The organism is Mesorhizobium sp. M00.F.Ca.ET.216.01.1.1 (genome assembly GCF_004010325.2).
Lineage (GTDB): Bacteria > Pseudomonadota > Alphaproteobacteria > Rhizobiales > Rhizobiaceae > Mesorhizobium.
Genome location: NZ_SADR02000042.1, coordinates 23891 through 36563, shown reverse-complemented (window position 1 = coordinate 36563; position 12673 = coordinate 23891). Strand labels below are relative to the sequence as shown.

Here is a 12673-nt window from a genome sequence, read left to right as displayed (position 1 = left end):
GGCGCGGATATTTGCGCTCCAGCTTACGCACGAAGCGTTCCACCGCCGCCGGTGTCGCCTCGATCTCGCCGAAATAGCGGACCTCCCCCTCCCGGCCACCCTCCGCAATCGCAATCGCGTGCTTGGCCTTCGAAACGTCGACACCGACGTAAAAATCCTTATCTTCTGCCATGGCCCGTCCTTCCTTTGCTGGGGCTCGGCTCGGCATTCCCGAGCAACCCCCGTTTGCTTACAGCTGCAAAGACTAAGGACGGGCCGCCGCTCAGACCACGGTCATAACGTCTCTTGGGGTGAGATCCAGGCGCGACCCTGTCACTGGCTTACGCTATGCCGGCCTTCTGGAAGCTTCTCTCGGACATTTTGACCCTGGCGTCCCCGAGCATCCGAGCAGCGCTCGCCGCCCATCCACGGTCCCAGCCAGTTTGTGGCGCGCATACAATGTCCGGTTTCAGCAAGCGGCAAAGCTGATCTCTATGGCAGCGATGGGCCGGAAGCGGACAGGCGGCTTCTCGCGCCCAGAAAGCGATGGCAGACATACAACTAGGTGGTACAAAAGTCTCTGGCGTGACCCTTTCGAGACATTTGCGTGCCGCATTTGCGTCTCGAAAGCGGTTCTTCAGTGCAACCAGCACCAACGACCGTCTGCGGTCGTTCAGAACACGGGTTACCGTCTCCAAACCGGGATATTGGACCGGGCAGCCGCCGGAAATTGATCGAATGGAGGTGATCGCCTGTCAGGAGGCGTTCAAAACGACCGACGACCGCGATCTTCATCGCGGCCGTTTTCATGGTGTCGTTCCCGGCTATGCTGACAAGTTCTTTGTGATCGGCAGCTTGCGGATCGTCTTGCCCGTCGCCGCCCGCAGCGCGTTGGCGACGGCCGGGCCGATCGGCGGCACGCCCGGCTCGCCAACGCCCGTGGGCGGCTCGTCGGACGGCACAATGTGCACCTCGACGCGCGGCATCTGCTCGATCCTGAGCGGTGTATAGGTGTCGTAGTTCTCTTGGTCTACGACACCGCCCGTCAGGGTCAGCTCCTCCTGGAGGATCGCGCCTAGCCCGAAGCCGATACCGCCCTCCATCTGAGCGCGGATCTGGTCAGGATTTATCGCGGTGCCGCAATCCACCGCGCAGACGACACGGTCGACTTTGAAATCATTTCCATCGTTGTAGGTGATCTCTACCACCTCGGCGACATAGGTCGAGAAGCTTTCATGCAGGGCCACGCCGCGGAAACGGCCTTCCGGCAGAGGCTTGCCCCAGCCTGCCTTCTCAGCAGCCAATTTCAGCACGCCGGCATGCCGTGGATGGTGACCGAGCATCGACAAGCGGAAGTCGACCGGATCACGGTTCGCAGCGGCGGCGAGCTCATCGATCAGGGTTTCCATTACGTAAGCGGTGTGGGTGGAGCCTACCGAACGCCACCACAGCACTGGGATGTTCACGTCCGTGGTGGTCAGCTCGACCCTCAGGTTCGGGATCGCATAAGGCAGGTTGGTGGCACCCTCCACGGAGGTCGGATCGATGCCGTTCTCGATCATCGCCGCAAAGGGCGAACCGCCCACGATCGATTGGCCCACGATGTGGTCATGGAGAGCGACGACATTGCCTTCCTTGTCGAGCCCCGCCTTGACTGCGTGCACATAGGCCGGCCGGTACCGCCCACCCCGCATGTCGTTCTCGCGGGTCCACTGCACCTTCACCGGCTTGCCGGGTCCGAGTGCACGCGCCGTGGAAACAGCTTCGATAATGAGATCTGCGTCCGAGACCGCGCGGCGGCCGAAGCTGCCGCCGGTCTTCATCACGTGCAGCCTCACCTTGTCCGGCGTGGTGCCGCCTACCTGAGCGGCAGCCGCCTGATAAAGGTCGGGCATCTGGTGTCCGCCCCAGACGTCGATGGTGCCGTCTTCGTTGATGCGGGCGGCCGCGTTGAGTGGCTCGATCGAAGCATGGACAAGATAGGGGAATTCGTAGTGCCCTTCGATGACTTTCTCAGCACCGGCCAACGCTGCGGGAGTGTTACCGTCGTCGCGCGCGGTGGCCGCGCCCGGATCGTCTGCTGTCTTGTTGTATTCGGCCATGATCTCGGCCGTGCCGCGCCTTTCGGCCTTCTCTTCGTTCCAGGTCACCTTCACGAGATCGCGGCCCTTGAGCGCCGTCCACATGTCCCTGCCGACCACGGCAATGCCGCGCGGCGTCTGGACGACATCGACGATGCCGTCGAGTGCCTTGGCCTTGGAGGCGTCGAAGCTCTCGATCTCGGCGCCGAACTTCGGCGGATGGATCATAACGGCCGTATTGAGCCCATCCATCTTGAGGTCGATCGTGTAGGTCTGCGCGCCATTGGTCTTGCCGGCGGAATCGTAGCGCTTGAGGCTGTCCGATCCGATCTGGGCCCACTTGTCGCGCGGCTTTAGCGGCACGTCGTCGGGAACCGGCATTCCCGCTGCGGCTTCAGCAAAGTCACCGAAGCGCGCCTGCACCCCTGAGGCGTGCGACACGACCCCGGAAGCGACTGTGATCTCGCCGGCTGGCACGTTCCACCGCTGCGCTGCGGCCGCCACCAGCATGGCCCGTGCGGCAGCACCCGCCTTACGGTAGCGCTCCCACGACGAGGCCATCGAGGTGGAGCCACCGGTTCCCTGCGCGGCCCCGCCCCAGGCGAGATTGCCGTAGAGCGCGGTATTGCCATATCCGCCGACCACGTCGACCTGCGTCCAGTCGCCATCGAGCTCTTCCATGACCAGGGTGGCGATGCCGAAATAGGAGCCCTGTCCCATCTCGAACTGCGAGGAGCGGATGACGATCCGGTTCTCCGGCGTGATCTCGACATAGGTCTGGAAGGGGTTCGCCTGGGCCGTTGCAGGCGTCGTTTGTGCGTTGGCGGGCGCGGCCATCATCAGCCGGTAGCCCACGGCGAGGCCCGCGGTGGTGACGGCCGTGCCGAGGAGGAACTGGCGGCGCGTGGGCCGCACGGCACTATGCTTCGGGAGAAACTGCAACATGGCTCAAGCCTCCAGCCGGTTGGCGGTCTCGTGGATGGCCGCGCGGATGCGATGATAGGTGGCGCAGCGGCAAAGATTGCCGCTCATCGCCGAATCAATATCATCGTCCGTCGGCTTCGGCGTCTCTGTCAGGAGGGCCACGGCCGACATGATCTGGCCAGACTGGCAATAGCCGCATTGCGGCACGTCGAACTCGGCCCACACGGCCTGGACCGTTTCGCCGACCTTGCCCGACACGCCCTCAATGGTGGTGATCGAGGCACCTTCGATGTCGCCGACTGCGGTCTGGCACGAGCGCGTCGGCATGCCGTTAACGTGAACCGTGCAAGCGCCGCACTGGGCAAGGCCGCAACCGAATTTCGTTCCGGTGAGTCCGATGCCGTCACGGATCGCCCAGAGCAGCGGCATCTCTGGATCGACGTCGAGTGTTCGCGCCTCGCCATTGAGGGTAAAAGCGACCATGGCTTGCTCTCCTTGTGCTGAGCTGGCTATTGCGTTGCGCCTCCGCCCGGCTGGGAATCGGACTCTTCTTGCTGAGGCGTGGCGACCACAGACTAGGATCGCGCAGCTTGAGCAACAAGCCGCTAGCTGGCAAATCGCGAGATCGTGAAGTGGGTCGTGTCGAAAGGCTGGAGGCAGCTGAATGTCATTTTTGGGCCCGGAAGCGGCATGGCAGCTTTCCGGCTTCGCAACGAAGATATCAGACGTTCAACCTGCCGGGTCGGGGTCGTGAGCCCAAACGGTCATTTGTTTCCGCTCACGCCCAATGGCAGCTGATGTGGCCCCATTCCAGCCACTGTCGAGGCTGCGTCCCAATGTCATTCTGCGCAAATAAGCAGCTATTCGTGGATGGCGACCGATTTCTGGTGGGTTTGATCTGGAGCAAGTCGCTTCATACCAGCGCGCGCTACCTTTTCGTCTGAGTTTGCCTCAGTGGAGGAGTCCGATCTGGACCGAGCCTGCCATGAAGTCTCTGCGCGTCGTTGTTCGCCACCATGGCGGACCTGAAGTTCTGGAGATCGTGGAGGAAGACGCGCCCCATCCGGCATCAGGTGAGCTGCGGGTGCGAACAATCGCCGCCGGTGTCTCCTTCGCAGAGCTATTGATGCGGGAGGGGATTCATCCGGAAAAGACGACCCTGCCATTCACGCCAGGATGGGACATTGTAGGCATCGTGGACGAGGTCGGAGAGGGAGCGTCCCATGCGATGGTTGGTGAAATGGTTGCGGCGCTGCCCATTCATGGTGGCTACGCCCAGTTCATCTGCCTGCCGGAAGATGAACTCACTCCGGTTCCAACTGGTGTTGATCCCGCCGAGGCAGTTAGCCTCGTGCTGAACTACGTTACGGCCTATCAGATGATGCATCGCCTTGGGCATGCCTCACCGAGACAACGGGTCCTTATTCATGGCGCGGCCGGCGGAGTGGGCACGGCTCTGCTGCAACTTGGCCGCCTGGCAGGTCTGGAGATGTATGGGACTGCATCTCTTGCAGCTCATCAGATCGTATCCGATCTCGGAGCCACGCCGATCGACTACGAGCGGGACGACTTCGTCAAAGAGATCCATCGCCTGACAAACGACGGCGTGGATGTCGTCTTCGACGGGGTCGGCGAAGCCAATGTCTGGCGTTCGTTTCGGACTCTGAGGCCTGGTGGCCGCGTCATAGCCTATGGCTTCACTTCATTTCTGCAGAAGGGCCAACTGGCAGGGGGCTTGCGTTATCGTCTTCGCGGGATATTGCGACCTGCGTGGTACGCGGTCCGCGCTTTCGTTTCACCAGGCCGACGACGCATACTCCCCTACAGCATACAATATTTGAAACGGTGGAAGCTCGCTTGGTTCCGCGAAGATCTCGGCGCCTTACTCGAGCTGCTTCGCGACGGGAAGATCAAGCCGATGGTGGCCGAGCGGATGCCATTGACCGAGGCTCGTCGTGCCCAAGAGCTGCTCGGTCAGGGAGGCGTCAAAGGCAAGCTCGTGCTGATCTGCAATTCGCTGGCCTCCCGACAAGGATTGCCGAGCTAGAGCAGAGCCTTTGAAACGTGAAGGGCCGCCTCCGGCGTCGGCCCTGATCGTTTCAACGACTGCTTCGCGGCGCAATCACGACGTCCGGTATAGTCGCAGACGATGTTTGCTTCAGGAAGAGGCGAAGCTGACCCAGCGGCAGACATGCGGCGCATTGCTGATCGGCAGCCTAGGGCCGATAGTGTTGAAAAAGTCCGCGACCAAGCCCATGGGACGCTCGGGTAGAATTTCGTTTCGCGAGGAGTCTGATTGCGAATCGTGATTCCGGAAAAAGGCCTCGCCAAGAAATGGGGTTCTGTCGCCGGCGCCTGCTTCACAACCCGTCGGACTTTTTCAACACTATGGGGCCGTTAGCGGCCTAGCAGCTTTTGGCTTCCGAGGAACGAAAGCTGACGATCAACCCGCGGGGATTAGGGTCTCAGAATGGCCCACACCGGACCCTCGCAGGCCCCACTGCATGCTCTCCAGGATCAGGCTGGGACCAAGCCACGCACCACACGGAACATCATGGGAAATAACCGGGGTCCATCGGGCAAGCCAACTAGATACCCGGCACGAACATGCTGCTCTATCGAACCGCGGGCGTCGTCCGAAAGCGCCATCAATGTGCTTGTGGTGCTGCCTGGGCCATCGGTGAACGTAGCCCAATAATCCGCGAAGGACGCATACTCGCAATCCATGACAACGGGAACCTCCGTCACGTCGACGAGGCCGATCTTCCGCCACAACGCCATCTGACCATTAGGCCAGAAGAGCTGGCGCCCCGCCCGCATGGCTCTCAGCCTAGCGAAGTCGGTCTCAAGCACCGCGCCGGTGTTAATGACGAGGTCGAAGGCGGGCATGCCGCCAAAGAACTGAGTAACGGCAGACGCGACCACGCCGCCTGGACGGGTCACGCGCTTCATCTCGGCAACTACCTGTTCAATTTCCGGGATAACGTCCAGGGCCAGCGTGGAAACGGCCGCATCGAAAAAGCTATTGTCGAACCGCATGTGCCGAACATCGCCGTGTTCATATGCGATGTTGGGGTGGGATCGACGACTGCGGGCTCCTTCCAGGTATCCCTCCGATGCATCAACACCGATCACATGCGCCCCAACCTCGGCCAGTGCTTTCGACAACACACCTGTCCCACATGCTACATCGAGCACGCGACCGCCCGGAGCGACATTGGCATGGGTGAGAAATGGGCTTGCCAGATGTTCGCTCCAGCGCCCTATGAAAGTCTCGTAGACGTTGGAATCAGCCCAATTATATCGTAGCTCTGCGGTTTCCATGGCTTGCCATCCTCCCTCGATCAAGAATGGACCTTAACACGGCCATTCGGGTCGCGCGTATCGCCGTCACAGCGGGCAATCCAGCGGAACCTGTTAGCGCTTCTCAAGAAAGCATGACACAGGGGGAACCCCTGAAATCACACTGGTCTTCCCGTCGGGGTGCTCCGAGTACCGCTTGGTCGGTTTGACTAGTGCATCCGCGTAGGTCGAACGGTGGGTATGGGCGCATTGGAGGCCTACTCCAGCTCCTGCGAGGGTCCCTTTTGGGATGCGGCTGAGGTCTGCTCGACGACCGATATGGGGCGCATTGCTCACAGACAGCCTCGGGCCGAAAGGGGCCCATCCGCTATCGGAACGAAGTTACCAACAAGCGGCCGTTCCCTTACGACCCTTGCTGTCATTGGTGTCGGACACGACAAACGGCTCGATTGAGCCCTTTGCCGACATCTGGGCAGACCCCACCATTCCGACAGGTTCTGCAGGCGAAGCGGGAGACCTGCGGCTCCAGCAATGTGTTGCTGACCCTCCGTCTGGCCAGAAGGGTTGGAGCCCCAGCATTCCTGCTGTCATGCGGCAAGAGCCATCGCATCGGCGCCTGCGGTCTGGCGCAAGGGGCAGTCCGGCTCGGTCACTGCCCGTCAAATGGCTGCAACGACGTCCTCCGGCTCGGTGACCTTCGCGTCCGCCGCCGCCGCGTGGGCGGCAAAGACCTGCTTGGCAATGGGGTTATAGGCTTCGGGAATGCCCCCCGCCTCTGCCATCTTGCCGCGTGCGTTGGCCCCGAAACGGGTCCCGGGGGCCTGGCCGGGCAGGACCAGCCGCGTGCGGATGCCGAAGGGCTCGAGCTCCAGCGCGAGGCATTCGGTAAAGGCATTCACCGCAGCCTTGCTAGCCGTGTAGATCGGTAGCAGCGGCAGCGCCTTCAGCGTCGTGCTGGAGGAAACATTGACGATCGTCCCCGCTCCGCGCTCCCGGAACTGCGGCAGCACGGCGCGGGTCATCTCGATCGTGCCGAAAGTGTTGGTCTCGAAGACTTCGCGGATCGTCTCTTCCGGCGTGCCCTCCAGCGGACCCATCCAGCCGATGCCCGCATTGTTTACGAGGGCGTCGATCGGACCTGCCGCCTCGACCCCGCGGCCGATCGCATCGCGCTCGGTCACGTCGAGTTGCAGGATGTGCAGCCGATCGGAGGCGGGCAAGAGGTCCTCGCGCGGGCTGCGCATCGTGGCGACGACCGACCAGCCCCGGTCGATGAAGTGGCGCGCGGCATGGCGCCGATGGAATACCTGCAAAGCTGGAGGATGACGCTAGCCAAGCACATGCTTAGATCGCGGCAGCACAGCATCGCAGAGATTGCGGCGAAGATCGGATATGGCTCGACGAGCGCCTTCAGCTCGGCGTTCTCGCGGCGCATGGGGGCGCCGCCAGCGCAGTACGCCCGCGGTGCATGAAGCTGCGAAATAGGTGTTTATAGTGGTGCCAGTTTGTCGGCCGAGAGCGGTCAGTCCGTTTTCGAACAAACGTTGACCGAAGCGGACAGTCCACACGTCGGGAAGGTAAGATCCAGTAGCACGTTGTGCCTCAGAGAGACAGCGCGCCATAGCGCACACTATCAGCAAAAGCGTAGCCCGGTTCACCCATACGGGTGATGTGAGACAAAGTCCCCGGCAGCATCCTCCCGTTTGACCAACCGGACGGTCGCGCCGAGACGATGTCCTTCATTCCACGCTTCGCTGGTCGGAAAAGCCGTCCATCAAAGGAATCCTGAATCCTTCAAATCGCGACTGGCTTTAGCCCGGTGGCGGGGCAGCCACAGGGTGGACATTTCAGCCCACATGGAAAATGATCATGTTGCCATGCACAACACTGCAGTGCTCTGATCTCGACGACAAGCCTGAGCGTAGAAGCGGATCAACCGACCTCCGGGTCCAGCGAGCGAGGACGCAAATGGACACCCCAGAGAATGGGCAATTGCATCGCGACGCGGGCGGGCGACCCCGTCGATCGGCCGGCTGGCTTGCCCGCGCCGCCGTGTCGGCGGCATTCCTGCTCGGCATGGCTTTCAGCAGCACTGCGTTTGCGCAGGACCAGCAGCTACCCGTGGTGACGGCGGCCAAGCCGGTGGTCCGTGAAATCGTCGAAGACGACGAGTTCGTCGGGCGCTTCGAAGCCGTCGACCAGGTCGCCATCCGTTCGCGTGTCAGCGGCTATCTGGACAAGGTCAGCTTCCAGGACGGCGCACTGGTCAACAAGGGCGACCTGCTCTTCACCATCGACCATCGTCCGTACCAGGCGGCTTATGATGCCGCCAAATCGCAAGTGGACGTCGCCAAGAGTCTGCTCGAATTCTCCAAGATGCAGCTGGATCGCGCCGACGAACTCGCCAAGACCGGCAATATCTCAACCGCGACGGTCGACGACCGCCGGCGGGAATACCTTTCGGCGCAGGCGCAGATGCAGGGCGCGACGGCTGCGCTGACGACGGCCAGCCTGAACATGGAATTCACCGAGATCAAGGCGCCCTTGTCCGGCCGCATCGACCGCCGGCTGGTGTCGGTCGGCAACCTCGTGCAGCCGGATTCCACCTTGCTGACGACGATCGTTACGCGCGATCCGATCGACTTCTATTTCGACGTCGATGAGCGCCTGTATTTCAGCTACGCCCGCGACGCGAAGGAGCGCGGCGGCAGCATGCAGGAAGGCGCCGGCGGGCTCGAGGTGGTGGTTCGCGTCGCCGACCGCGCGGAGGCGGTATTCAAAGGCAAGCTAGATTTTGCCGAGAACCGGATCGACAACGCGACCGGCACCATGCGGGTGCGTGCAAGGTTTACCAACGCCGACGGCATTCTCCAGCCAGGCATGTTCGGGCGCATCAACGTGCCGGGGTCGCTGCCGCATAGCGGCGTGCTGGTGCCCGACGAGGCGATCGGCGCCGATCAGGATCGCCGCATCGTGTTCCTGGTGGATGAGGCCGGGATGGTGTCGGCGAAGCCCGTGCGCACCGGCCCGCTCCTCGACGGCTACCGGGTGATCCGCCAGGGCCTGACCGGCGACGAGACGATCATCGTCAACGGGCTGATGCACGCCAGGCCCGGCACCAAGGTGAAGGTCGAGATGGTGACGTTGCCGCCCAAGGCCGAGACCGCCGAGTTGCAGCAATGAGGTTCGCACATTTCTTCGTCGACCGTCCGATCTTCGCATCGGTCGTTTCGATCGTCCTGCTGATCCTTGGCGGGATTGCTTATACCCAGCTGCCGGTCGCGCAATATCCCGAGATCGCGCCGCCGACCATCGTGGTTCGCGCGCAGTATCCGGGAGCCGACGCCGAGACGGTCGCAGCGACGGTGGCAACGCCGATCGAGCAGGAGATCAACGGCGTCGAGGGCATGCTCTACATGTCGTCCTATTCGTCGGGCGACGGGGCGATGGCGCTGACCATCACCTTCAAGCTGGGCACCGATCTCGACCAGGCGCAGGTGCTGGTGCAGAACCGCGTGTCGGTCGCCGAGCCGCGCCTGCCCGAAGAAGTCCGCCGCCTCGGCATCACCACCACCAAGAGCTCGCCCGACCTGATGATGGTCGTGCACATGCTGTCGCCCGACAATACCTACGACCAGCTCTACGTCTCGAACTACGCCCGCTCGCGTGTGCGCGACATACTGCTCAGACTCGACGGCGTCGGCGACCTCATCGTCTTCGGCGAACGCGAATATTCGCTGCGCATCTGGCTCGATCCGGAAAAACTGTCCGCCCTGGGGATGACCTCGGGCGATGTGGTGCAGGCGCTGCGCGACCAGAACGTCCAGGTGTCGGGCGGCTCGATCGGCGCGCCGCCGACCAGCACCGGCACGGCGTTCCAGTACACGGTCACCACGCAAGGCCGCTTCAACGACGCACGCGACTTCCGATACGTGATCGTCAAATCGACCGACGACGGCCGCCTGATCTCGCTGCAGGACGTGGCGCGCATCGAGCTCGGCGCCAAGGATTACGTCACCAACTCCTATCTCAACGGCAAACCGGCGGTGGCGCTCGCCATCTTCCAGCGGCCGGGCACCAATGCGCTCGCCGCAGCCGCGGAGATCCAGGACAAGATGAAGGAGCTTTCCCGCGACTTCCCGAAGGGGTTGAGCTACGACATCGTCTACAATCCGACCGAGTTCGTCGCCGAGTCGATCCAGGAGGTCTACAAGACGATCCTCGAGGCGATGCTGCTGGTCATCATCGTAATCATCGTCTTCCTGCAATCGTGGCGCATGGCGATCGTGCCGATCGTGGCGATCCCCGTGTCGCTGATCGGCACGCTGGCAGTACTCTACGCCGCCGGCTTCTCGCTCAACATGCTGACGCTGTTCGGCCTCGTTCTGGCGATCGGCATCGTCGTCGACGATGCGATCGTCGTGGTCGAGAACGTCGAGCGCAATATCGCCAAAGGGCTGGCGCCCAATCCGGCGTCGCACCTGACCATGGACGAAGTCGGAACGGCGGTCATCGCGATCTCGCTGGTGCTGATAGCCGTGTTCGTGCCGACAGCCTTCATCCCCGGCATTTCTGGGCAGTTCTACCTGCAGTTTGCGATCACCATCGCGGTGTCGACGGCGATCTCGGCATTCAATTCGCTGACGCTTTCGCCGGCGCTGGCCGCACTGCTGTTCAAGCCGCACCACGCCGCGACGGCGCCGCCGCGCTTTTTCCTGGCGCGGTTCGGACGGGCGCTCGCCGACGGCTTCAATCGCGGCTTCGACAGGGTCGCCCATTGGTATTCGAGCATCATCCGCGTGCTGGTCGGCTCGTGGATAACGATCGCCGCCATGCTGGCCGTTTTCGCGGCCCTCATCTACGCCACGGTCTACATGGTGCAGGCGGTGCCGCGCGGTTTCATTCCGTCGCTCGACCAGGGCTATGCGATCGTCGTCGTCCAGTTGCCGGACGGCGCCTCGCTGTCGAGGGCCGATGCGGTCATCCAGCAGGCGTCGCAGATCATCCAGAAAACGCCAGGCGTCGACTACGCAGTCGCCTTCGCCGGCTTCTCCGGCGCGACCTTCACCAACGCCAGCAACGCGGGCGTGATCTTCGCCAGGTTCAAGCCGTTTGACGAGCGACTGAAAGCCGGCCAGTCGGCGACCCAGGTCATCGGCAATCTGTTCGGCAGCCTGCAAAGCATCAAGGAAGCCTTCATTATCGCACTGCCGCCGCCGCCGATCCGCGGCGTCGGCAATGCCGGCGGCTTCAAGCTGCAGATCCAGGAGCGCAACAGCGCCGACATGCGGCAGATCCTGGCGCTTGCCTACGAAATCGCCGGCAAGGCCAACAAGACGCCGGGGCTGACGGGCGTGTTCACCACGTTCTCCGCGTCGAGCCCGCAGTTCTTCCTGGCGATCGATCGCGACAAGGCGCGCATCCTGAACGTGCCGATCCCCAACATCTTCGAGACGCTGTCGATCAATTTGGGCACCGCCTACGTCAACGACTTCAACGCTTTCGGGCGCGTCTACCAGGTGCGGGCGCAGGCCGACCAGGCGTTCCGCCTCGATCGCGCCGACATCTTGAAACTGAAGGTGCGCTCGGCGACCGGCGCGCTGGTTCCGCTCGGCACGTTGATCGAGATCCGCGACGTCACCGGCCCGGCGCTGGTCCAGCGCTACAACATGTACGTCTCGGTGCCGCTGCAGGGCAACGCGGCGCCCGGCGTTTCCACGGGCGACGCGCTGGCATTCATGGAAGGGATCACGGCAAAGACGCTGCCGGCCGGTACCTCCTATGAATGGACCGAGCTCGCCTATCAGGAGCGCAACACCGGCAATGCCGCTGTCTATATCTTCGGACTGTCGGTGCTGTTCGTGTTCCTGGCGCTGGCGGCGCAATATGAAAGCTGGGTGCTGCCGTTCGCCATTGTGCTGGTGGTGCCGCTCGGCGTGCTCGCGGCGTTGCTCGGCGTGTCTTTCCGAGGGCTGGACAACAACATCCTCGTGCAGATCGGCCTCATCGTGCTGATCGGGCTTGCCGCCAAGAACGCGATCCTGATCGTCGAATTCGCGCGGCAGGCGCAGGAACGCGGCCTGTCGGCCGCCGAGGCTGCCGTCGAAGCCTGCCGGCTCAGGCTGCGGCCCATCCTGATGACCGCCTTCTCGTTCATCCTCGGCGTCGTGCCGCTGATGATCGCAACGGGCCCGGGCGCAGAAATGCGCCAGTCGCTCGGCACCGCGGTGTTCTCCGGCATGCTCGGCGTCACCTTCGTCGGCCTGTTCCTGACGCCGGTGTTCTACGTCACGCTCAGGTCGCTGTTTTCACGGCGCAAGCCCCGTGCCGAGGCCGAGCCTTCGGGGCCGGTATTGGCGCCATCGGAGACGGCCGCCGAGTAGGGT

The 12673-nt window shown here is 62.8% G+C and carries 7 protein-coding genes and 1 pseudogene; 4 read left to right on the top strand and 4 right to left on the bottom strand.

The genetic code is table 11. The annotated features are described in order from the left end of the window. Positions 1 to 803: 803 nt before the first annotated feature. Together EN859_RS32900 and EN859_RS32895 are read right to left on the bottom strand one after the other, a co-directional pair. Entirely contained in the window at positions 804 to 3005 is a 2202-nt protein-coding gene (locus EN859_RS32900; RefSeq protein ID WP_127856742.1) for a xanthine dehydrogenase family protein molybdopterin-binding subunit, read from the bottom strand. Between the two features lie 3 nt (positions 3006 to 3008). After that, on the bottom strand, positions 3009 to 3467 hold the full coding sequence (locus EN859_RS32895; RefSeq protein ID WP_127856743.1) for a (2Fe-2S)-binding protein: 459 nt from the start codon (positions 3465 to 3467) through the stop codon (positions 3009 to 3011). Between the two features lie 502 nt (positions 3468 to 3969). Here EN859_RS32895 and EN859_RS32890 point away from each other — a divergent pair. Further along, positions 3970 to 5031, top strand: coding sequence for a medium chain dehydrogenase/reductase family protein (locus EN859_RS32890; protein ID WP_127856744.1), 1062 nt, complete (start codon positions 3970 to 3972; stop codon positions 5029 to 5031). Between the two features lie 470 nt (positions 5032 to 5501). On the opposite strand, the gene EN859_RS32885 is transcribed toward EN859_RS32890, so the two are convergent. After that, complete coding sequence (locus EN859_RS32885; protein WP_127856745.1) at positions 5502 to 6308, bottom strand: class I SAM-dependent methyltransferase; 807 nt, start codon at positions 6306 to 6308, stop codon at positions 5502 to 5504. 566 nt (positions 6309 to 6874) lie between these two features. Further along, a pseudogene (locus EN859_RS32880) lies at positions 6875 to 7600 on the bottom strand (SDR family NAD(P)-dependent oxidoreductase). Between EN859_RS32880 and EN859_RS32875 the strand changes: the two are divergent. The 3 genes from EN859_RS32875 (at position 7577) to EN859_RS32865 (ending at position 12670) form a co-directional block, all read left to right on the top strand. Continuing rightward, on the top strand, positions 7577 to 7759 hold the full coding sequence (locus EN859_RS32875) for a helix-turn-helix domain-containing protein (protein WP_127856746.1): 183 nt from the start codon (positions 7577 to 7579) through the stop codon (positions 7757 to 7759). The pseudogene EN859_RS32880 and the gene EN859_RS32875 sit on opposite strands and share 24 nt — an antisense overlap. 604 nt (positions 7760 to 8363) lie before the next feature. Further along, on the top strand, positions 8364 to 9470 hold the full coding sequence (locus EN859_RS32870; RefSeq protein ID WP_189502394.1) for an efflux RND transporter periplasmic adaptor subunit: 1107 nt from the start codon (positions 8364 to 8366) through the stop codon (positions 9468 to 9470). Then, positions 9467 to 12670, top strand: a complete 3204-nt coding sequence (locus EN859_RS32865; RefSeq protein WP_127856748.1) for a multidrug efflux RND transporter permease subunit — start codon at positions 9467 to 9469, stop codon at positions 12668 to 12670. Before EN859_RS32870 ends, EN859_RS32865 begins: the two co-directional genes overlap by 4 nt. Positions 12671 to 12673 lie beyond the last annotated feature (3 nt).

What these genes read in the sequence shown, in the direction of transcription:
- EN859_RS32890 (WP_127856744.1), top strand. Translation starts at nt 3,970, where the DNA reads ATGAAGTCTCTGCGCGTCGTTGTTCGCCACCATGGCGGACCTGAAGTT.
- EN859_RS32870 (WP_189502394.1), top strand. Translation starts at nt 8,364, where the DNA reads ATGGCTTTCAGCAGCACTGCGTTTGCGCAGGACCAGCAGCTACCCGTG.
- EN859_RS32895 (WP_127856743.1), bottom strand. Translation starts at nt 3,467, where the DNA reads ATGGTCGCTTTTACCCTCAATGGCGAGGCGCGAACACTCGACGTCGAT.
- EN859_RS32875 (WP_127856746.1), top strand. Translation starts at nt 7,577, where the DNA reads ATGGCGCCGATGGAATACCTGCAAAGCTGGAGGATGACGCTAGCCAAG.
- EN859_RS32900 (WP_127856742.1), bottom strand. Translation starts at nt 3,005, where the DNA reads ATGTTGCAGTTTCTCCCGAAGCATAGTGCCGTGCGGCCCACGCGCCGC.
- EN859_RS32865 (WP_127856748.1), top strand. Translation starts at nt 9,467, where the DNA reads ATGAGGTTCGCACATTTCTTCGTCGACCGTCCGATCTTCGCATCGGTC.
- EN859_RS32885 (WP_127856745.1), bottom strand. Translation starts at nt 6,308, where the DNA reads ATGGAAACCGCAGAGCTACGATATAATTGGGCTGATTCCAACGTCTAC.